General features: G+C 70.6%; 19 protein-coding genes. 18 read left to right on the forward strand and 1 reads right to left on the reverse strand.

The genetic code is table 11. The annotated features are described in order from the left end of the window. The first annotated feature begins 15 nt into the window (after nt 1–15). The 5 genes from ACFXAZ_RS06645 (at nt 16) to ACFXAZ_RS06665 (ending at nt 6,649) form a co-directional block, all read left to right on the forward strand. Nucleotides 16–1,761 (forward strand): FAD-dependent monooxygenase, encoded by a 1,746-nt coding sequence (locus ACFXAZ_RS06645; RefSeq protein ID WP_384585982.1) that lies wholly within the window; start codon nt 16–18, stop codon nt 1,759–1,761. An 81-nt stretch (nt 1,762–1,842) separates the two neighbouring features. After that, nucleotides 1,843–2,343: a DoxX family protein gene (locus ACFXAZ_RS06650; RefSeq protein ID WP_384585984.1), complete on the forward strand. Its 501-nt coding sequence runs from the start codon at nt 1,843–1,845 to the stop codon at nt 2,341–2,343. A gap of 62 nt (nt 2,344–2,405) precedes the next feature. Further along, nucleotides 2,406–3,122 (forward strand): SDR family NAD(P)-dependent oxidoreductase, encoded by a 717-nt coding sequence (locus ACFXAZ_RS06655; RefSeq protein ID WP_384585986.1) that lies wholly within the window; start codon nt 2,406–2,408, stop codon nt 3,120–3,122. 57 nt (nt 3,123–3,179) lie between these two features. After that, nucleotides 3,180–5,351, forward strand: coding sequence for a hypothetical protein (locus ACFXAZ_RS06660; RefSeq protein ID WP_384585988.1), 2,172 nt, complete (start codon nt 3,180–3,182; stop codon nt 5,349–5,351). Nucleotides 5,352–5,668: 317 nt separating this feature from the next. Then, nucleotides 5,669–6,649, forward strand: coding sequence for an NADPH:quinone reductase (locus ACFXAZ_RS06665; protein WP_384586040.1), 981 nt, complete (start codon nt 5,669–5,671; stop codon nt 6,647–6,649). A gap of 22 nt (nt 6,650–6,671) precedes the next feature. Here the strand turns inward: ACFXAZ_RS06665 and ACFXAZ_RS06670 are convergent, their stop codons facing one another. Then, nucleotides 6,672–7,904, reverse strand: a complete 1,233-nt coding sequence (locus ACFXAZ_RS06670; RefSeq protein ID WP_384585990.1) for an ROK family protein — start codon at nt 7,902–7,904, stop codon at nt 6,672–6,674. A 171-nt stretch (nt 7,905–8,075) separates the two neighbouring features. On the opposite strand from ACFXAZ_RS06670, the gene ACFXAZ_RS06675 reads away from it, so the two are divergent. The 13 genes from ACFXAZ_RS06675 to ACFXAZ_RS06735 all read left to right on the forward strand — a co-directional run bounded on the left by ACFXAZ_RS06675 (nt 8,076) and on the right by ACFXAZ_RS06735 (nt 21,549). Then, a complete protein-coding gene (locus ACFXAZ_RS06675; protein ID WP_384585992.1) occupies nt 8,076–9,146 on the forward strand; it encodes a substrate-binding domain-containing protein in 1,071 nt (356 codons plus the stop codon). Next, the gene (locus ACFXAZ_RS06680) at nt 9,143–10,156 is read left to right on the forward strand and encodes an ABC transporter permease (protein ID WP_384585994.1); all 1,014 of its coding nucleotides are present in this window, start codon (nt 9,143–9,145) and stop codon (nt 10,154–10,156) included. Before ACFXAZ_RS06675 ends, ACFXAZ_RS06680 begins: the two co-directional genes overlap by 4 nt. Then, complete coding sequence (locus ACFXAZ_RS06685; protein ID WP_384585996.1) at nt 10,153–11,022, forward strand: ATP-binding cassette domain-containing protein; 870 nt, start codon at nt 10,153–10,155, stop codon at nt 11,020–11,022. The genes ACFXAZ_RS06680 and ACFXAZ_RS06685 overlap by 4 nt, the downstream gene beginning before the upstream one ends. A 50-nt stretch (nt 11,023–11,072) precedes the next feature. Further along, on the forward strand, nt 11,073–11,729 hold the full coding sequence (locus ACFXAZ_RS06690) for a nucleoside/nucleotide kinase family protein (protein WP_384585998.1): 657 nt from the start codon (nt 11,073–11,075) through the stop codon (nt 11,727–11,729). Further along, nucleotides 11,726–12,493 carry an SDR family NAD(P)-dependent oxidoreductase gene (locus ACFXAZ_RS06695; RefSeq protein WP_384586001.1) on the forward strand — a complete coding sequence of 256 codons (768 nt, stop codon included), beginning with the start codon at nt 11,726–11,728 and terminating at the stop codon, nt 12,491–12,493. Before ACFXAZ_RS06690 ends, ACFXAZ_RS06695 begins: the two co-directional genes overlap by 4 nt. Nucleotides 12,494–12,737: 244 nt before the next feature. Beyond that, the gene (tkt, locus tag ACFXAZ_RS06700; protein WP_384586003.1) at nt 12,738–14,876 is read left to right on the forward strand and encodes a transketolase; all 2,139 of its coding nucleotides are present in this window, start codon (nt 12,738–12,740) and stop codon (nt 14,874–14,876) included. A gap of 61 nt (nt 14,877–14,937) precedes the next feature. Beyond that, complete coding sequence (locus ACFXAZ_RS06705) at nt 14,938–15,741, forward strand: hypothetical protein (protein WP_384586042.1); 804 nt, start codon at nt 14,938–14,940, stop codon at nt 15,739–15,741. A 539-nt stretch (nt 15,742–16,280) separates the two neighbouring features. Continuing rightward, a complete protein-coding gene (locus ACFXAZ_RS06710; protein WP_384586005.1) occupies nt 16,281–16,895 on the forward strand; it encodes a toxin in 615 nt (204 codons plus the stop codon). After that, on the forward strand, nt 16,895–18,088 hold the full coding sequence (locus ACFXAZ_RS06715; protein WP_384586007.1) for an MAB_1171c family putative transporter: 1,194 nt from the start codon (nt 16,895–16,897) through the stop codon (nt 18,086–18,088). Before ACFXAZ_RS06710 ends, ACFXAZ_RS06715 begins: the two co-directional genes overlap by 1 nt. Then, nucleotides 18,078–19,478: an NAD(P)/FAD-dependent oxidoreductase gene (locus tag ACFXAZ_RS06720; protein ID WP_384586009.1), complete on the forward strand. Its 1,401-nt coding sequence runs from the start codon at nt 18,078–18,080 to the stop codon at nt 19,476–19,478. Before ACFXAZ_RS06715 ends, ACFXAZ_RS06720 begins: the two co-directional genes overlap by 11 nt. Nucleotides 19,479–19,558: 80 nt before the next feature. After that, on the forward strand, nt 19,559–20,041 hold the full coding sequence (locus ACFXAZ_RS06725; RefSeq protein ID WP_384586011.1) for a hypothetical protein: 483 nt from the start codon (nt 19,559–19,561) through the stop codon (nt 20,039–20,041). A 175-nt stretch (nt 20,042–20,216) separates the two neighbouring features. After that, nucleotides 20,217–21,323 carry a glycosyltransferase gene (locus tag ACFXAZ_RS06730; RefSeq protein WP_384586013.1) on the forward strand — a complete coding sequence of 369 codons (1,107 nt, stop codon included), beginning with the start codon at nt 20,217–20,219 and terminating at the stop codon, nt 21,321–21,323. Nucleotides 21,324–21,390: 67 nt separating this feature from the next. After that, nucleotides 21,391–21,549 carry a hypothetical protein gene (locus ACFXAZ_RS06735; RefSeq protein WP_382679841.1) on the forward strand — a complete coding sequence of 53 codons (159 nt, stop codon included), beginning with the start codon at nt 21,391–21,393 and terminating at the stop codon, nt 21,547–21,549. Nucleotides 21,550–21,671 lie beyond the last annotated feature (122 nt).

The raw sequence follows: 21,671 nt of genomic DNA on the forward strand, positions 1-21,671 counted from the left end.
GAGGCCGAACCGCCCATGCGCACCCTTGAGACCGACGTACTCGTCGTCGGCGCCGGACCCGCCGGTCTGACCGCCGCCGCGCTCCTGGCCCGGTCCGGCGTCGACGCCGTCACCGTGTCCCGCCACCCCGGCACCGCGCACACCCCCCGCGCCCACATCACCAACCAGCGCGCCATGGAGGTCTTCCGCGACCTGGGTGTCGAGGAACGCGTCCGGGCGGTCGCCACTCCCGCCGACCTGATGGGTGACAACGTCTGGGCCACCAGCTTCGCCGGACAGGAACTCGCCCGCATGAAGGCATGGGGCGACGGCATCGCCCGCAAGGCCGACTACGAAGCGGCCAGTCCCTGCGCCATGGGCAACGTCGGTCAGCACCTGCTGGAGCCGATCCTCCTGGACGCCGCACGGGAGCAGGGCGCCGACATCCGGTTCTCCACCGAGCTGCTGGACATCACCCAGGACGCGGACGCCGTCCACGGCACGGTCCGCGACCGCGCCACCGGCGAGGAGTACCGCGTCAGGGCGCGGTACGCGATCGGCGCGGACGGCGGACGCAGTACGGTCGCCGAGCGGCTCGGCGTCCCCATGGAGGGCGAGACCGGCCTGGGCCACGCCGTCAATGTCTGGCTGGAGGCCGACCTCACCAAGTACCGGGCGCACCGCCCCGGCACACTCTTCTTCACCGTTCAGCCCGGCAAGGAGTTCTGGCTCGGAGCCGGCACGTACATCTGTGTCAAACCCTGGACCGAATGGGTGCTGATCGTGATGTACGACCCCGCGGTGGAACAGATCGACCTGAGCGAGGCGGCCATGCTGGAGCGCGCCCGCGCCACCATAGGCGACCCCGGCATCCAGGTACGCATCAAGGACATCAGCCAGTGGCAGATGAACCACGTCCTCGCCACCCGGTACCGCACCGGGCGGGTGTTCCTCGTCGGTGACGCCGCTCACCGCCACCCTCCGGCCAATGGCCTGGGCAGCAATACGTCCGTGCAGGATTCGTACAATCTGGCCTGGAAGATCGCCCTGGCCGTACACGGCCGGGCCGGCGACGGACTGCTGGACACCTACCACGACGAACGGCACCCGGTCGGCAGACAGGTCGTGGACCGGGCGATGGAGAGCGTCGCCCTCGCCGGGAAGATCCCCGCCGCGCTCGGTGTCCGCGCGGGCCAGAGCGACGAGGAGGGCGCGGACGCCCTCGCGGAGTACTTCGCCCCCACACGGGAGGGCCGGGCCCGGCGCCGCGAGGTCGCCGCCGCCCTGGCGGAGAACGACTACCACTTCAACGCCCATGGTGTGGAACTGGGCCAGCACTACCGCTCCGGCGCGGTCGTCCCCGACGGCACCGAGCATCCGCCGCACACCCGGGACCCCCAGCTCTTCCACCGCCCCACCACCCACCCCGGCGCGAGTCTGCCGCACGCCTGGCTCGAACACGACGGCACCCGGCTGTCCACCCTCGATCTCGTCGGCCGCGACCGCTTCACCCTGCTCACGGGCATCGGCGGAGCACCCTGGCTGCCCGCCGCCGAAAAGGCCGCCGCGGAACTGGGAGTGGAGATCGTCGCCCACTCGGTGGGCCGCGGCCAGCTCTACGACGACGTCTACGGCGACTGGGCCCGCCTGCGCGAAGTGGCCGACGACGGCTGCCTGTTGATCCGCCCGGACCGGCACATCGCCTGGCGATCCGACCACCTCACCGACGACCCCGTACACGCCGTCCACCACGCCATGCGCCGCGTACTGGCATGGGACTGACCGCCCCCCCGACTGTCCGCCCCGGGCCGCTCTGCCCTGGACCGACCGCCCGGGGCCGACCGCTCACAAGGAGAACCCACCATGGACACCGGCCTGCTCCTCCTGCGTCTGCTGCTCGGCGGCCTGCTCCTCGGCCATGGCGCGCAGAAGATGTTCGGGTGGTTCGGGGGCCACGGCCCCCAGGGAACCGCCCCCGTCTTCGAGACCTGGGGCTTTTGCCCGGGCAAGCCCCTCGTCCTTCTCGCCGCGGCCTGCGAGATGACCGCGGCACTGTCCCTGTTCCTGGGACTGCTGTTCCCGCTGGGCACGGCCATCGCCCTGGGCACCATGCTCGCCGCGGGCTCGGTCAACGCCTCCCACGGCCTGTGGGCACAGGCCGGAGGTTTCGAGATCCCCCTGGTCTACGGCGTCATGGCGGCGGCGCTCGCCTTCACCGGACCGGGCCAGTGGTCGCTGGACCACGCCCTCGGCCGGGACGAACTGGCGGGCACCGGCTGGGGCTCCGCGGCCCTCGCCCTGGGCCTGGTCACCGGCCTCCTCGCCGTCGCCCACGCCCGACACAACCGCCCACGACCCCAGTGACCGTCCGCAACACCGCTCACAGGCCCAACACATCCGACGCCGGAGAAAGCAGAAGGACCATCATGGTTTCAGCAGGCAGTCATGTCGTCGTCATCGGCGGCACCAAAGGACTGGGATACGAATTCGCCCGCACCGTGGTGAAACGCGGCGCCCGCGTCACCATCACGGGCCGGGACGGCACCGCGGCCAAGGCCCGCGCACAGGAACTCGGCGACCTCGCCACGGGTGCCGCGTGCGAACTCGCGGACCGGGACTCGATCCGCGACCTCTTCGCCGGTATCGACGTCGTCGATCACCTGGTGCTCGCGGCACTGGACCGCGACCACAACACCATCACCGACTTCAGGCCCGATGACTGTGCCCGCACCCTGCTGATGAAGACGGTCGGCTACGCCACCGCCGTACACGAAGCGCTGCCGAAGTTCTCCCCCGACGGCTCGGTCGTGATGTTCAGCGGCCTGTCCATGTGGCGGCCGGTGCCCGGCTCGACCACCATCTCGATGGCGAACGCGGGCATCATCGGACTGGTCAACTCACTCGCGGTGGAGGTCCCGCCGGTCCGCGTGAACGCCGTCACCCCCGGGATCGTCACCGGGACCGCCGCGGTCGACGCCGCCGACGGTGTACGCGCCGAGTGGTACGAGGCGATGCGGCAACGCACCCCCGCGAAGCGGCTGCCGACCGCCGATGACATCTCCGCGGCGGTCATGTTCCTGCTGGAGTGTCCGGGCGTGAACGCGACGAACGTGGTGGTCGACGCGGGGATGCACCTCGTCTGAGGTTCCGCACGGGAAACCCCTGTGTGTCCGCTCGTCCACCTCTGCCATCATCCCGGAATGGCGCACACTCTGGAATCGCTCGTCCTCCGGCACACCCACCGCCTTCCTTCTCCCAAAGGGTCGGCCGGGGACGGAGCCGCCGCCGCGCGGCAGTTCGACGTGGCGCTGACGTCCGTGGGGTTCAAGCTGTCGGCGGAGTTGCTGGAGCGGCTGTCGGGACTGTCGCGGGCCGCGGTCGTGCACACCGCCGCACGGACGCTGCGCACGGTGCGGGAGATGGTGGGCGACCATGTCCGGCACAACGCGTACTTCATCGACTTCCCGGCGAATGTGCCGGACACCGAGGAGTTCTGGACGCGGTGTGTGACGAAGGCGCTCCGTGACGACACCTCGCGCGAGAACGTGCTGACCCAGCTGGCCCACGGCGTGCTGGACCTGCTCAGCCTGCCCGCGTACGGCCGCTACCAGCACACCTACGAGGAACTGCTCGCGGCGCAGGACGAGCTGATCGCCTCGGCGGGCGACCGGGTGACGGTCCTGCACCTGGGGCGCGACCTGGACACCGAACTGACGGAGCTGTACCTGTCCCTGGCGGGCAGCACGACACCGCTGGGCGGGGATCACCTGCTCGACCTCAGGACCCTCGCCGGACGGTGTGTGCTCGGCCCTCACCCGGAGCCGATCCCGGTCCGGGAGAACCGGGCGGTCGTCAACGAGGCCCGCCTCGCCCTCGGCGCGGACCTCCTGCTGGACACCGTCACCGATGTGCTCCGGCTGGCCTGCGCGCTGTCGGGCGGTGATGTGACGCTGCGGGAGCCGACCCGGTTCAGGGCGCTGCCGCGACCGGCCCGCCGCGCGCTGCTCGCGGGTCTCGACGCCGTGGTCGCGGCGAACCCCGCCAAGCTGGCCGATGTGCACGCGCACCGCGAGGCATTCAAGCGGCTCGGTGAGCGTCTCCACCCGCACGAGTACCCGCGCTGGCCGCACGCCGCCGATGTGTTCGCGGTGGCGCGGGGCGAGAAGGAGGCACGGTCCTTCGACAGCCGGGTCGCGATGCTGCTGGACGAGTCCGACGTCCCCGGCGCGGTGCGGCTGCTCGCCTCCGCACCCGGCAAGCTGTTCCGCGCCCTGGACCATCTGCTGCGCATCGCCGCGGACCAGGGGGAGCGGGACGCGGTGCTGGCCGCCGCGGTACGGGTCGCTCCCCAGGTCTCCGGCCGGGTCGTGCTGTCGCTCCGCGAGCACCTCGGCAACCGGCGGCGGGACACCGGCCGGCCCCGGGTCTTCGTCAACCGCAGCGGCCGGGGCTGGGTCACCCCCGATGTCCGGCCGCCCGTCCCCGCCGCCGACCGCGACCGCCTGATCGCCGCCCTCGACGCCGAGATACGCGCCAGGCTCCCCGCACCGGCCCGGCTGCTGCTCGACGCCGACATCCTCGACGTGGCGCTGCCGCTCAGCGGCCGGGCGACCACGGGCGGGCTCGGCGTACTGCCCCGGGGCTCACTCTCGGCGGTCGGCGGCGAACACCTGCGCTTCTTCGTGTACTGGAAGGAGACCGAGGCCCGGACCGACTACGACCTCTCCGCGCTGCTCCTCCACGCCGACTACAGCACCGACTCCTGGCTCTCCTACACCAGGCTCGAAGGGATCGGAGGGGTGCACTCGGGCGATGTCACCGAGGCGCCCGACGGGGCCACGGAGTTCATCGACCTGTCCCTGCGCCGGGTGACCGGCGCGTTCATCGTCCCGCAGGTCAACATCTACCACGGCGAGGGCTTCGAGAAGGTCGAGGAGTCGTTCTTCGGTTTCATGCTGCGCGACGCCGAGCAGAAGGGCCGACCCTTCGAGCCGCGCACCGTGCGGGCGAAATCGGAGCTGCGCGGAGCGGGCCGGGTGGCCCTGCCCCTGGTGTTCCGGCGCGAGAACGACGGCCGGTGGCGCGCGAAGTGGCTGCACCTGTACCTGAAGGGCATCTCGTCGGCCAACCGCGTCGAGGACAACCGGCTGTCGGTGTCGAAGGTGGTGCGCGCCGTCGTGGAGCGCGAGTCTCTGACGGTGCGGTACCTGACCGACCTGATGTCCGGCGACACCACGGCCGAGCAGTGGCGGGCCGGAGACCCGATTCCCGAGGAGCCGGTGACGTACATCGGGCTCGAACGCCCCGAGGGCCTGCACCCGGACTCCCAGGTCATCATCCTCGGAAATCTGCGCGACCTGATACCTGGCTGAGTGCTAGCGTTGCCCGCGGTGAGGCCATGAAGGGGCTTCCTTCTCCATTCACTCTCAGAATCCAAGCTCCTTCGCTTTCCTCGCCTTCGAAGCGGCTCCGGGCGGCGCCCGCGCTCACGCGCGAGCGTCGCCCGAGTTGATGTCGGGGGCTGGTGCGGGGCGGCCGAGCCGGCGGTGCCGTTCGCCGAGGAGGTCACCGACCCCTAGCGCTGCGACCTGCTTCCGGGCGCCCCGCCCCCCGGACGGCCGTCGTGGGGAGCCCGCCGCAGGCAGTGCGCATAGGCTCGATGCACACTGCCGGTGAACTGGAGGTCTTCATGCTGGCGTCGTGGTACGACCAGTGGGGACCGGCCGCCGAGGTGCTCACCGTCGGGGAGCTTCCCGACCCCGAGCCCGGCCCCGGCGAGGTACGGGTCCGGGTGCGGGTGTCCGGGGTCAACCCGGGGGACACCAAGAAGCGCAGCGGCTGGATGAGCACCTCCATGCCGTTTCCCCGGGTGATCCCGCACAGCGACGCCGCCGGAGTGCTGGACGCGGTCGGCGACGGCGTCGACAGCAGCCGGATCGGGCAGCGGGTGTGGGTGCACGGCGCGCAGTCCTACCGGCCGTTCGGCACCGCCGCCCAGTACACCGTCGTCCCCCAGGACCTGGCCGTACCTCTGCCCGGACACCTCTCCGACGACCTCGGGGCGAGCCTGGGGATCCCCGGCATCACCGCCCACCGCGCGGTGTTCGCCGACGGCCCGGTCGACGGCGCCACCGTCCTCGTCCAGGGAGTCCTCGGATCGGTCGGATCCCTCGCCGCCCAGCTCGCCCGCTGGGGCGGTGCCACCGTCATCGGTACCGTCACCCGCTCCGCCGACCTCGACCGCGTGGACCCCGCCGTCGTCTCCCACACCGTCGCCCTCGATCAGGACGACCCCGCGGGGTCCCTCCGCGCCCACGTCCCGGACGGAGTCGATCGCATCATCGAGGTGGCCTTCTCCGACAACGCCGACCTCGACGCCGCCGTCATCGCCGGCAACGGGGTCATCGCCTGCTACGCCACCCGTGACGGCCGCCCTCGGCTCCCCTTCTGGGAGCTGCTCTTCGCCAATGTCACCCTCCGGCTGCTGGGCAGCGACGACTTTCCCGCCCGGGCGAGGAGCCAGGCGGCCCGCGACCTGACCGCAGCCGCCGCCGTCGGCGACCTGCACATCGATATCGCCGCCCGCTATCCGCTCCGGGACATCGCCCAGGCCCATGACCGGGTCGACGCGGGCAGCCGGGGTCGGGTCCTGGTCACGCTCCCGGACTAGGCTCCCTCCGGTCCCACCCGCCTCACGGCGTCGCGAAGGGCGAACCGTCGGTGGCGAGGGCGGCGTCCAGTCTCGCCGGATTGAGGACATGGTCGCGGACGAGGTACGCGGCCCCGGCGATACCGGCCCGGGACTTGTACTTGGTGGGCACGATCTGCAACTGGCGGGTGGCGAGCGGAAGTGAGCGCTGGTAGACGACCTCACGGACGCCCGCCATCAGATGGTCCCCGGTGGTGCCGAGGATGCCGCCCAGGACGATCACATCGGGATTGAGCAGGCTGGTGGCGTAGGCGACCGCTTCCCCGAGGACGCGTCCGGCGGCCCGGAGAGCGGTGACAGCCCCGCTGTCGCCGCTCTTCACCTGGTCGACGACGTCCCGTGCGTCATGGCTGTTGTCCTTGTGCCGGCCGCGCGCGTCACGGGCGAGGGCCCAGCCGCCGACGAGTGACTCCAGGCAGCCCCGGTTCCCGCAACGGCACTGCGGATCACCGAAGCCGTTGATGCGGGCGTGGCCGATGTCGCCCGCCGCGCCCTGGGCGCCGCGATTGACCCGGCCGTCTATGACCATCCCGCTGCCGACCCCGGTCCCGGCCTTGATGTACAGCAGGTGCCGCTGGTCGTGCCAGAAGCGCCGGTGCTCGGCGAGGGTCAGCACATTGACGTCGTTGTCGATCAGGATGGGGACCTGCCAGGTCCGGCGCAGGTGCCCACGAATGTCGTAGTCGTCCCAGCCGGACATGATCGACCAGCCGAGCACCTTGCCCGCCTCGTAGTCGACGGGCGCGGGGAGCCCGAATCCGATACCGGCGACCGGCCTGCCGTCGAGGCCCGCCTGGGTGATCATGTCGCGCACGGTCGCCGTGATCCTGTCGAGCAGGACGACGGGGCCCGCGCCGACGGCGAGCCGCTCGACGCGGTCGGCGAGGATGGCCGTGTCGAGGTCGGTGACCGCGATGCGGGTCCGCTCCTCGCCGATGTCGACACTGATGACGAGCCCGGCGGAGGGGTTCAACTGGAGCGCGCGGGACGGTCGGCCGCGCGAGGGGACATTCTTGTCGCTCTCCCGGATCAGACCGGCGGCGAACAGCGCGTCCAGTCGCTGACCGACCGTCGACCGCGAGAGGCCCGTCATCTCGGCGATGGCGGTCCGGGTGCGGGCCCGGCCCGTGGTGATCAGCTCCAAGACTCGTCCGGGGCCCTCATCCGCCCGCCACAGCTGCGGACTTGCCGGGGCGGTGGGTGTTGTCTCGGTCATCTCGCTCCACTCACTCGAACGTCAGGCTGCACTGTAGTGAAGCATCGACTTCCGTCGACGACAACGCATAAGAAAGATTGTAGTGCTTGACAGTCGGCGAAACTGTGCGCAACATCTCCGTAATCGGCATGCCATACCGCCACTGTGGACACATAAGAACGGGTCCGCAGGGTGAGCCGTCAGGCCCGCTTCCAGGAGGACTCCATGAAGATCGTCCGCCGCGTCCCCAGACCCGGACTCAGAGCCATGGCGCTGGGCGTCACCTGTGCCGTCGCCGCCGTGGGATGCGGTTCGGGTTCCGGCAGTTCGGACACCTCCGCCGGTGGGTCCGGTGGGGACGTCACGATCGGCATAGTGAACCTGAACCTGAGCAACCCGTTCTTCGGGACGCTCGGGGACGCCACCGAGGCAGCCGCCGAGGCCAAGGGCTGGAAGGTCATGAAGGCCGAGGCCAAGGTGCCCGGCGACTCGGCGACACAGGTGACCGCGATCGAGAACATGATCGCCGCCAAGGTGAAGGCGATCGTCGTCACCCCGGCCAACTCGACCGCGCTCAACGGCGTGCTGAAGCAGGCCAGGGACAAGGGCATCCTCGTCCTGGACGTCAACTCGCCGCTCGACCCGGTCAACACCGCGGACGGCACCTACGCCACCGACAACCTCGCCGCCGGCAAGCTCATCGGCGAGTGGGCCAAGGCATCGTCCCCGAGCGACCCACGCATCGCGATGCTGGACTTCGACCTGACCGACGGACCCGCCTCCGGCCGGCACGACGGCTTCCTCAGCGGCTACGGCATCACCATGGACTCCCCGCTCGTCGCGGGCAGCGCCCTCACCCAGGGAACCGTGGACACCGGCCAGTCCGCGATGGAGAACCTGCTGTCGGCACACCCCGACATCAACGTCGTCTACACGATCAACGAGCCCACCGCGCACGGCGCGTACACCGCCATCAAGAACAAGGGCCTGGCCGACAAGGTCGTCATCGTCTCGGTCGACGGGGCGTGCTCAGGCGTCCAGGACGTGAAGGACGGCATCATCGGCGCCACCGCCATGCAGTTCCCCGGCAGGATGGGACAGCTGGCCGTCGACGCCACCGACGCCTACCTCAAGGACGGCACCAAGCCCCCGTCCGACGAGATCACCGACTCGGGCACCGTCCTGATCACCGACAAGCCGGTCCCCGGCGTCGACTCCCAGACCTCGGCCTGGGGCTTGGACCAGTGCTGGGGCGACAAGTGACGGCAACGGCGGCGCGCGACGCCGACGTGGCGGCACTGGAACAGGAAGCGAGCCGCACCTCGGGCCTGCGCGCACTGGCGACCCATCAGATATCGGGTCCGCTCGCGGCCCTGCTCCTGGCGGTCGTCGTCTTCTCCCTGTCGACCAGCACGTTCTTCAACTCGGAGAACCTCTCCCTGATCGCCCAGCAGTCCGTCGTGGTCGGCACCCTGGCCCTCGGCCAGACACTGATCATCCTGACCTCCGGCATCGACCTCGCCACCGGCGCGATCATGGTGCTCGGGTCCGTCGTCATCGGACGGCTCGCCGTCGACGGCAACCCCGCCCTCGCCCTGCTCGTCGGCCTGGCGGTGTGCGTGGCGGTCGGCACGCTCAACGGCGTACTCGTCTCGTTCCTGAGACTGCCGCCGTTCATCGTCACCCTCGGCGTCATGTCCGTCGTCGCCGCGTCCGCCCGGCTCTTCACCGACTCGCAGAGCTACCCCGTCACCTCCGACCTGCTGACCGCCCTGAACCTCGGTCCGACGGTCGGCGGGGTGACGATCACCTACGGTGTCATGCTGTGGGTCGCGCTCACCGCGGTACTGGCCTACGCCCTCACCCAGACCTCGTGGGGCGTCCGGGTCTACGCCGTCGGCGACAACCACAAGGCCGCGGAACTGGCCGGCATCAAGGTCAGGCGCGTACTGCTCAGCGTGTACGTGGTCGCCGCCGTCATCTATCTCTTCGCCGCCTGGCAGGCGCTCGGCCGTACCCCGACCGCCGACCCCAGCGGATATCCGACGGCGAACCTCGACACCATCACCGCGGTCGTCATCGGCGGGACCAGCCTCTTCGGCGGTCGCGGCGGTGTCATCGGAACGCTCATCGGCGCACTGATCGTCACCGTGCTCCAGAACGGGCTCACGCAGGCCGGCATCGACTCGCTCTACCAGCAGGTCGCCACCGGCGTGCTGGTGGTCATCGCCGTCGGCGTCGACCACCTGGTGCGAAGGAGGCAGACCCGATGACCACGGCCCAGTCCGTGCCCAACGTGCTGGAAGCACGCGGCCTGACCAAGCATTATGGCCATGTGGTGGCCATGGACAACTGCGACTTCGATCTGCGGCCGGGCGAGATCCTCGCCGTCATCGGCGACAACGGGGCGGGAAAATCCACCCTGATCAAGTCGCTGACGGGAGCCGTCCTCCCCGACTCGGGCACCCTGCGGCTCGACGGCGCCCCGGTCCACTTCCGCAGCCCCCTCGACGCGCGCAGGGCGGGCATCGAGACCGTGTACCAGGAACTGGGCGTGGCTCCCGCGCTCGACATCTCCCAGAACCTCTACCTGGGCCGCGAACAGCGTCGTCGTGGCGTGCTCGGCACGGTGTTCCGGCAGTTGGACAAGAGCGCCATGCGGCGCGGCTCGGCCCAGCAGATGGCCGACCTCGGCATCCGCGTCCAGTCCATCCGACAGAAGGTCGAGACCCTGTCCGGCGGGCAGCGGCAGGCCGTCGCCGTCGCCCGCGTCGCCGCCTGGGCCACCCGGGTCGTGATCATGGACGAGCCGACCGCCGCACTGGGCGTACGCGAGACGAACCAGGTCCTGGACCTTGTGCTCCGCGTCCGTGACAGCGGACTGCCGGTCGTCCTGATCAGCCACAACATGCCCAACGTCTTCCAGGTCGCCGACCGGCTCCACATCCACCGGCTGGGGCGCCGCATCGCCCTGGCCGACACCAGGTCCATCTCCATGGCGGAAGCCGTCGCCGTCATGACCGGCGCCAGGTCACCCGACACGATCGAATCACCCGACACGATCGAACGGCCCGATCCCGCCCCGCACCAGCCCGATGAGCCGACAGCATCGACACCTCGCACGGAAGGCGAACAGTGAACCACCCCCCAGCGGCCCATGACACGGAGCAGGAACCGACGGTGTGCGCCATGGACACCGACGACCTGATCGATGCGGCCCGAGCGCTCATCACCCCCGGCCGACGACGGATCCTCGGCATCACGGGCGCGCCCGGCTCGGGCAAGTCCACCCTCGGCGAGACCCTCGTGGCCGCACTCGGCGACCAGGCGGTACTGGTCGGGCTCGACGGCTTCCACCTGGCCACCGGCGAACTCGACCGCCTGGGCCGCCACGACCGCAAGGGAGCCGCCGACACCTTCGACGCCGCCGGATACATCAACCTCCTGCGCCGGCTGCGCTCCCGCGACGACGAGGTCGTCTACGCCTCGCTCTTCGACCGGAGCCTGGAGGAGTCCATCGCCTGCGCGGTCCCCGTGCCGCGTGACACCCCCCTGGTCATCACCGAGGGCAACTACCTGCTGGTCGAGGGAGCCGTCTGGGGGCCCGTACGCGAACTGCTCGACGAGTGCTGGTACATGGATCCCGGCGACGACGTCCGCCTCGACCGGCTCATCGCACGGCACATGTCCTTCGGGCGCTCCGCCGACGAGGCACACGAGCGGTCGCACGGCTCGGACCAGCGCAACGCCGAACTCATCCGGGCGACGCGCTCCGCGGCGCACCGGATCGTCCGCGTCACCCCGGGGCGCGCAGCCCTGAAGCCCGCCGAGGAGGCAACCCCATGAGCGTCCTGGACCAGTTCCGTCTCGACGGTAAGGTCGCCCTTGTCACCGGGGGAAACCGTGGCATCGGCAAGGCCATCGCGTTCGCGCTGGCCGAGGCGGGCGCCGCGGTCGCGATCGCCGCCCGCGACGAGACCCGTAACGGCGAAGCCGTCGCCGAGCTGACCGCGGGCGGTGCCACCGCGATCGCCACGAAGACCGATGTCACCCGGCGGGACGACCTGATCGCCATGCGCGCCGAGGTCACCGAGCGACTCGGACCCATCGACATCCTGATCAACAACGCGGGTATCGGCATCCATGGTGAGTCCCTCAGCATCGACGACGACAGCTGGGACCGGGTCATGGCCACCAACCTCGACGCGGTCTGGAAGGCCAGCCAGGTGGTCGGCGAGTCCATGGTGGAACGCGGCACCGGCTCGATCGTCAACGTCGGGTCCATGTCGGGCATGATCGTCAACCGCCCCCAGTGGCACACCCCTTACGCCGTCTCCAAGGCCGGCGTGCACCATCTCACCCGGTCACTCGCCGCCGAGTGGGCGCCCAGATCGGTACGGGTCAACGCGATCGCCCCGGGCTACACCAAGACGGAGATCTCCGACATCGACCTGCCCGAGTACAAGCACTACTGGATCGACGAGGTGCCGATGCAGCGCTATGCGCAGGCCTCGGAGATAGCCCCGGCCGCGCTGTACCTGGCCAGCCCGGCGTCGTCGTTCGTGACCGGCGAGATCCTGGTGATCGACGGCGGCTACACCCTGTGGTGAGCGGGCTCCGGCCATCGGCGGGGCCGTCCGTACGTTACGGGCCAACTGGCCGTCCCTGCTGTGCGGGCCGACCATGCCATCCCCGTTGACCGGGCCGCCCATGCCACGCGTGCCCACCGCGCCATTCGCGCCGCCCATGTCATCCGCGCTGCCAGTACCTGCCCGTACCGCCTTGCCATCCGCGCCGATGGGGTCGCCCGTCCCGCGCGCATCACCGTCGTAGACGTCGTACAAGGAGCGCTCCGTGACGAGCACCGACACCGACCTTCGCCCCGCCGCCTCCGCCGCCCGCTTCATCTGGACCGACGACGACGCGCGGGCCGTGTCCGCCGCCCGTGTCCTGGCCATGGACGCGGTGGAAGAGGCCGGACACGGTCACCCGGGCACGGCCGTCAGCCTCGCCCCGGCGGCCCATCTGATCTTCCAGCGCTTCCTGCGCCACGATCCCGCCGACCCGGCCTGGCCCGGCCGCGACCGCTTCGTCCTGTCGTGCGGCCACTCCAGCCTCACCCTCTACATCCAGCTCCACCTCACCGGATACCCACTCACCCTGGACGACCTGCGGAACTACCGGAAGCGGGGCAGCCGCACCCCCGCACACCCCGAGTGGGGGCACACGCCGGGGGTGGAGACCACGACGGGGCCACTCGGCCAGGGCATCGCGACCGCCGTGGGCATGGCGATGGGCGCGCGTCGGGAGCGGGGCCTGTTCGACCCCGACGCGCCGGACGGCGAGAGCCCCTTCGACCACCGTGTCTTCGTCCTGTGCTCGGACGGCGACATCCAGGAGGGCATCAGTTCCGAAGCCGGTGCCTTCGCCGGGCATCAGCGACTGGGCCGGCTCGTCGTGGTCCACGACGACAACCGCATCTCCATCGAGGGCAGCACCGAACTGGCGGCCAGCGAAGACGTGGGCGCCCGCTACGCCGCCCATGGATGGCACGTCCAGCGAGTGGAACTCGCCGCCGACGGCGACATAGACCTCCCCGCGCTGTCCCGCGCACTGGAGGAGGCGACCGCGGAAACCACCCGCCCCTCGATCATCCTGATGCGCAGCATCATCTCCTGGCCGGTGCCCGGCGCCCGCAACAACCCCAGGTCCCACGGTTCCGCGCTCGGCGCCGAGCCGGTCCGGGCGGCCAAGCTGCTGCTGGGCGCCGACCCCGACACGGCCTTCGACGTACCGGCGGAGGTCTACGCGCACACCACCTCGGCGGCACGCGAGGCAGGCGCCGCCGCCCACCGCGCCTGGGACGAGACGTTCGCCGCCTGGGCGAGCGGCAACCCCGGCGGACACGAGTTGCTGCGGCGGCTCAGGGACAGGCGGACGCCCGCCATGTTCGCGGACGCCCGCCCGGAGTTCCCGTCCGGCACACCGATGGCCACCCGCAAGGCGTTCGGCCTGGCACTGAGAGCCGCGGCGGCGCAACTGCCCGAACTGTGGGGCGGATCCGCCGACCTGGGCGAGTCCAACAACACCACCATCGACCCCACCTCGTCGTTCCTCCCGTCCTCCAGCCCCCTCCCCGGCGCGGACCCGTACGGCCGGACGGTCCACTGGGGCATCCGCGAGCACTTCATGGCCGCGGCCATGAACGGCATCGCGCTCTCCGGACTCAGCCGCCCCTACGGCGGCACCTTCCTGGTGTTCAGCGACTACATGCGTCCGGCCGTCCGGCTCGCCGCCCTGATGAACCTGCCCGTCCTCTACGTCTGGACCCACGATTCCATCGGCCTGGGCGAGGACGGTCCCACCCACCAGCCGGTCGAGCAGCTCGCCTCGCTGCGCGCCATCCCCGGCCTGGACATCGTGCGGCCCGCCGACGCCCGCGAAACCGCGATCACGCTGTGGAAGGTGCTCAGCGCCCCGGGAAACCCCACCGGCTTCAGCCTCAGCAGGCAGGATCTGCCGGTCCTCCCGGACCACGGCGACGGATTCCACCCGGCGGCGGACGCCGTCCGCGGCGGGTACATCCGCTACGAGACCCCCGCCCAGGACAGCACCGCGGATCCGGACGTCATCATCATCGCCACCGGCTCCGAGGTGCAGATCGCGGTGGCCGCGGCGCGCGCTCTCGCCGAGGAGGGGCTCCGGGCACGGGTCGTCTCCATGCCCTGCCGCGAATGGTTCGACGCACAGGAACCGTTGTACCGGGACAGTGTCGTACCGCCGACGGTACGTCGTCGGATCACGGTGGAAGCGGGGGTCGGCCAGGGCTGGTACGACCTTCTCGGCCTCGACGGCCGCGCGATCAGCGTCGAGGACTTCGGCGCCTCGGCGTCGGCCGCCGAGCTGTACGAGCACTTCGGCATCACCCCGGAGGCCGTCGCCGAGGCGGCCCGGGACCTGCTGCGTCCGCCGTCGCCGGGGTCCGGGCCGTGACGGGCTTGACCTGACGGGGGAGCTGTCCGAAGGTTCTCATCATGATCAATGGGTGGGAAGCATGACGGTGGACGAGTACGCGGGGCGGTGCGAGGAACTCTTCGCCCTCGGGGGCTACGCCCAGGTGAGGGCGGCTGCCGGGCAGGGGCTCGCGGAGGTGGGCCCCGACCCGGTGCTCCAGCGATGGCTCGGCCTCGCGCACGCGGCCGAGGAGGACGACGACCACGACGACGAGGCGGAGGCGGTGTACAAGGAGGGGCTGCGGCGCTGGCCCGACGACCTCGGGCTGCTGGTCTCGTACCTGGAACTGTGCCTGCGTGCCGACGCCTGGGAGAACCCGGGGCGGAAGAAGCGGGCGGAGTCCCTCAAGGAGCGGATCGCCGAGCTGGCCCCGCCGGGGTCGCCCGAGGCGCAGCGGGTCGAGGCGGCGATGGGGTGGGCGGGCCGGGGCTACTGGGAGGACGTCAGGACCGAGTCGGACCGGGCCCTGAGCGAGCGGGCGGCGCGGGCTTCCCTGAGCGCCGACGTCGGCCGGGGGGTGTCGGACGGAGGGCCCGCCGCCGCGCATCCCGAGGACCTGCGGGCGGCCGAGGTCGCTGCCGCGCTGGAGTTGCTGAGCGGCCCGTGGAACGCGCCGCTTCGGCTGGTGGCGCGCTACCGCGTCCCCTCCTACGTGGCGGCCATCGGGCTGGCGATCGTGACCAACAAGGTGCTCGTCGGCAGCGGAGCGGTCACCTTCAGTCTGTGGGGCTGGTTCTGGTACCTGCCTCTGCTGCTGGCGGAGTTGAAGCTGAAGCACGCCCGGCAGCTCGCCAGGGAAAGGGTCATCGCGGCGGTCGAGACCCGACACACGCTCGACTCCTAGCGGGCGGGGGCAGAGGGCTGCGGCGGGGTGGGGGAGCGCGGGGGAGTGCCGCGGGGCCGCCTGTCGGACGGCGGGATTCGGCCGTCCTTTCGAACGCGCGGTGCCCCGGTCGGTCGATGGGGATGTGGACCGACCCGCGCGGCCCCGTGCCCGCCTCAGCGGCATCGGCGCAGGGCAAGCCGAGAGCCGGGGACGCTCCGGTCCCTCAGCGGCACGTCACTCCCGGCGCTCGCGAGGACGGCGAGGCGCGCGATCGCCGCCCACCACCGGCTTCAGTGACCGAAACGATCGTTCTCCGGCGGGAGGCGGGAAGCCTAGGATGCGGCTGCGGCCGACTACCTCACCCCAACCCCCGGGAGCACCTCGGTGGAGGCATCCACTCAACTCGCCGACACGCTCGGGGACTTTGACGTTCTGATCGGGCAACAGGGCCTCGGGCCTTGCTGGGCACATCGGATCCGCGACGGAAGAAAGGTGCCCGGCGTCGGGTTCCCGTACGACCCGGGCCGATTCTTCAGGGTGGGCGAAGGCGGTCGCTTATGAGCGTCAAAGCCATGAAGGAACTCCTCGCGGCGTTGGGCGGGGAGGCGGCGACGTCCGTGCGGCGACCGGCGGCGCCGGCCGTGGTCATGGAGGAGTTCTGCCGCGCGATGAGCGTCCGGACCGGCCGCCCGATCCAGCTCGCGTTCCGGGCCTTCCCGTCCGACATCCCGGTCTCCGGAATGCGCCTCGATCTGGGAGACCGCTCCATCATCGTCGTGGAGGACGGTACGGTCCCCGAATCCCAGCTGGTCATCCTCGGACACGAACTGTGGCACGAGGAACAAGGCCACTGCGGCCATCACATCGCCGGACTCCCGGCCGCCGCCCGCGCCCGCCCCACCGACCAGACGGCCGACGCGGTCCACCGCGCGATCCAGCAGGTCCTGCACGCCGACGAAGTCACCCTGGAAGCCATCCTGACCGTGGCGACCCGGGCCGACGCGGACCTGGCCGACGAACACGAAGTGGAAGCGGAGACCTTCGGCCTGCTGTTCGGCAAGGAGGTCCGCAGCTGGATGACGGGCCGCTACGCGGAAGGCCCCGTCAGCCCGACGACCGTCGAGGGCAGGATCAGACTCTCCCTCCTCCACCGAGGCGGGCGCATCCTGTAGTGAACCCGCACTTCCACATCCCCTACGCCGTCCCCACCGTACTGCTGGCCCTCGCCCTCGTCCTCAAGGCCCCGACCTTCGTACGGGCGTGGCGCGACAGCGACATCCGGGCCACCATCCTCCTGCTGGGCTGCGCCACCGCCGTCTTCGTCGTCATCACACCCGTCAACATCGAGCGCCTCAACGAGATCACCGGCGTCCCGAACATCGCGTCCCCCGTGGCCTACTCGTTCCTGACCGCGTCCGGCGCCATGGGCCTCACCATGATCATGCGCTGGCGGGAGGAGCCGTCGCCCCGGCGCGACGCCCGGATGCTGTGGGTCTACGGGATCTACGCGGGCATCGTCGTGGCACTGTGGGTGACCTTCCTGCTGGCCCATATGCCCGAGCCGCGGATCTACGACCTCGACACCTACTACGCGGGTACCCCCTGGATCCGCGAGCACATCCTGCTGTACCTGCTCGCGCACATGGCCTCCAGCCTGGTGGCCGCCTCGATGCTGTGGAAGTGGTTCCCCGAGGTCGCCAACCGCTGGCTCAAGAGCGGCGTCGTGTGCCTGCAACTCGGCTACGCCTCCGGACTCGTCTACGACGGGGCGAAACTGGCCGCGATCGGCGCCCGCTGGGCCGGACACGACTGGGACGGTCTCAGTACCCAGGCCGCACCCCCGTTCGCCCTTCTGCAAGGGATCCTCATCGCCATCGGGTTCATCGTTCCCCAGGCAGGGCCCTTTCTCCAGAAGTGGCTCCGCGACTGGCGTGAGTACCGGCGGCTGCTCCCGCTCTGGCGGGCCGTGCGCGGCGTGTCGGCGTCAGCGGCCAGGGCCCGGTTCGGCCTCTGGACCCCCCTGGACCTACGCCTCGTACAGCGACAGCAGCACATCCACGACGCCGTGCGCGTCCTGTCCCCCTGTTTCGACCAGGAACTGTGCCAGTCGGCACTCGACGCGATCCCGGCCACGTACCCCGAGGCGAAGCGACAGGGCCTGGTCGGTGCGGTGACCCTCCGCGCGGCCATCGACTCCCACCTCAGCGGGGCCCCGCATGGGGAGAGTCCCGCAACCCGCCTGCTGGCCAACGATATTCACGAGCACATGGGTGACATCTCCCAGGCGATGCGCCACCAACGCCTCGTCGACAGTATCCGTCGGCGCGCAACCACGACAGAGAGCCTCGATACACATGCCTCATAGCGCCACGACCTCGCGCCCCACCGCAGTCGTCATAGGCGCCAGCGCCGCGGGCCTGTTCGCCGCCGCCGCGCTCACCGAGTTCGCCGACGTCACCGTCGTCGAGCGCGACCACCTGCCCGACGGCCCGAAAGCCCGCCGCGGCGTCCCCCAGGCACGGCACGCGCACGTGGTGTGGAGCGGCGGGGTGACGGCCTTCGACAGGCTGCTGCCGGGCATCGTGGACGATGTCGTCGCCCGCGGTGGACGCCTGGTCCACATCATGGGCGAGATGGTCTCCCGGGCTCCCAACGAGGTCTGGTTCCGGCGCTTCCTGTCCAATCACCACCACAACCTCGTGTGCTCCCGCAACCTGTTGGACGCGACCCTGCGCGATCACGTCCTGCGGGACGCGCGGATCACCCTGCTCCAGGGAAGCACCGCACGACACCTGGTGGGTGACAGCACCCGCGTCACCGGAGTCCGCGTCGACAGCGCGGGCGAGGACATCACACTCATGGCGGACCTCGTGGTCGACGCCTCCGGCCGCGGCTCCCGCACACCTCGGTGGTTCGAGGAGCTGGGCGGCCTGCCGGAAGTCGCCGAACGCCAGGTGGACGCCGGAGTCACCTACGCCACCCAGATCTTCCGCGCACCCCCCGGAGCGGAGGACGGCAACTTCCCGCTCCTCAACGTCCAGGCCAACCCGGCCAAGCCCCCCGGCCGGGGAGGCATCATCCTGCCCGTCGAGGACCGCCAGTGGATCGCCACCCTGGTCGGCTCTCGCGGTGGCGAGCCCAGCGGCGACGCGTCCGCCTTCATCGACTTCGCCCTCGGCCTCGGCGACCCGGTCATCGGCCAGTTCCTCAAGCACGCCGAACCTCTCGGCGACGTGGCCACCACCCGCTCCACCGCCAACCACCGGCGCTACTACGAGAAGGCCCGACGCTGGCCCGACGGATTCCTCGTCCTCGGCGACGCCATCGCCACCTACAACCCGGTCTACGGACACGGCCTCACCGTCGCCGCACAATGCGCCCTGGCCATCCGCGACATCCTGCGCACCACGCCCCTCACCGCCCCCAGAACCGCCCGGAGCCTGCAACGCGCCGCGGCCCGTCCCGTCAGCGCCGCCTGGGACCTGGCCATCGGCCAGGACGCCCTCTACCCCGGCGCCACCGACACCCCGCCCACCAGGACCGAGCGGCTCCTCGCCCGATTCGTGGACCGCGCAGTCGAAACCGGAGCATCCAACCCCCGCGCCATGGGCGCCCTCCTCGACGTGATGAGCCTGGAAAAACCCCCGACCCGCCTCTTCTCCCCCGACATGCTCATCCCGATGCTCTTCGGCCCCAGAAGAACACCCCCGCAATCCCCACCCCTCCTGGACTCCGAACGAAGAATCGCCACCTAGCCCAGGCCACGCACAGGCCCCTCCAGCTCTTCCGCTACGTTTGAGCGCCGGTCGGCGAGGTCACGAAGGGAGTTCCCTCCATGGGAGCCAGCGGGTGGAGCTATGTCACACCGTGTCGGGAGAGCGTGGGAGTGGCCCTGGAGGCCCTGAAGGCGGAAGTCTTCGCGCAGCTGTACGGCGATGGCGACGAGTACGCCTCCATGGAGGAGCTCCATGCCGACGAGGAGTTCATGGAAGAAGAGGGAACTCACTCGATTCTGGACATACGCCGGGTTGTCGAGACACTCAAGGTGCCCCGGGAGTCCCGCACGGCGGACTACTTCACCGTACGACCGCTGGCCCCTGATCGACTCCTGATCCACTTCGACACCGAGCGCCCGACTGTTCAGCAGTACGAGGACGCAGTGGCTCGGTCCTACACATCCATGCGGACCGATTGCCCCGGCGACCTGGACACCACCCTGCTCGGGGAGCACAAGATGCGCTGGACCGGCTTCTACGTCCTGCTTCACACCGACGACCTGCCGACCCATGTCGGCTTCTTCGGGTCGTCCGGGGACTGATGCCGAGGCTCTCCTACGGGCCCACCCCACAGGACAGTCACAGTCAAACGTGAACAATCCGTTACTCCATGCATCTACCGCGCATGCGAGGGATTCGTGAAGACTTTGGATCACTTACGGATCCGGCTGCCGCATGCCGGATCTGCCGCGGTGTTCATGACGGGGGGTATGGGCCGTGCGCCGTCATGCCGCGCGCCGTGCGCACGCCGCCCCGGAGGATCCGGACGTCGCGCCCAGGCTTGCCGTGCTGATCCCGGCCCACAACGAGTCGGACCGTATCGCCGACGCGATCGAGGGGCTGTGGAACCAGACCCGGCGGCCCGACCTGGTCATCGTCGTCGCCGACAACTGCACGGACGACACCGCCGCCGTGGCCGTCGCCCATGGCGCCGAGGTCTTCCACACCGAGGGCAACACCCACAAGAAGGCCGGCGCCCTGAACCAGGCCATCGCCTGGGTGCTGCCCCACCTCGAAGACCGTGACGTACTGCTGGTCCAGGACGCCGACACCGTACTCAACCCCTGGTTCGCCGAGACCGCACTCGGCACCTTCAACCGGAAGGTCGGCGCCGTCGGCGGGGTCTTCTACGGCGAGGACGGCGGCGGCTTCCTCGGTCTGCTCCAGCGCATGGAGTTCCACCGCTACGCCTGGGAGCTGGAACGCACGGGCGGCAAGGCCCAGGTCCTCACCGGCACCGGCACCATGTTCCGCGCCCGGGTGCTGCGCGAGGTGCGCGCCGCCCGCCGCAGCGGACGCATCGGCGGCGGCACCGACTACTACAGCCTCGCCTCGCTCACCGAGGACGACGAGATGACCAAGGCGGTGAAGACCCTCGGCTACCGGACCATGTCCCCGGCGGGCTGCGCGGTCACCACCGAGGTCATGCCGTCGCTGCCCAAGCTGTGGCACCAGCGGCTGCGCTGGCAGCGCGGCGCCCTGGAGAACCTGCGTGACTACGGCTGGACCCGGGTCACCGCCCGCTACTTCCTCCAGCAGTTCCTGATGGGCTTCGGCGCGCTGTCCTTCCTGATCTACCTGGTGTACATGGCCATGTACACCACCCTGTACGGCTGGCCCGGCTTCTCCCCGTTCTGGACGTCGATCGGCCTGATCTTCGTGGTGGAGAAGACCGTCTCCGTACGACGCGCGGGGCCACGGGCCGTGCTGGTCGCGGCGCTGATGGTCCCGGAGATGCTCTACGACCTCTTCCAGCACGCCGTCTACTTCACCTCGCTCTGGGGACTGGTACGCCGCAGCGAGGAGAAGTGGGTGGCGACATAAGGCCACCCTCGATCCACCTGACCCGATCCGGGTCGCCTCAACCCTCATACCTCCTAGGAGAAGCACGATGTACGGAAGAGTGATCGGTGCCGGGACCACCGGGACCGGAGGCGCGACCCTGGCCGCGACCGGCCTGTGGCTCAACAGCATGGCGATGCTGGTCGCGGCCACCACGCTGGTGGCGGCCGGAGTCGCCCTGTTCAAGCTGGCCCCGCGCAGGCGGTAACCGGCCGCATGCCGTGGGGGGGGGGGGGGGGCCGGGGCGGGCGGCCCCGCGGCCGCGCCCCCCCGCCGCGGGGCCGGGGGGCGGGGCCGCGGCGCGGGCCGGCGCGCGGCCGCGACCCGGGC

It is taken from the genome of Streptomyces sp. NPDC059477, from assembly GCF_042749375.1.
In the GTDB taxonomy this organism is placed as follows: Bacteria; Actinomycetota; Actinomycetes; order Streptomycetales; family Streptomycetaceae; genus Streptomyces.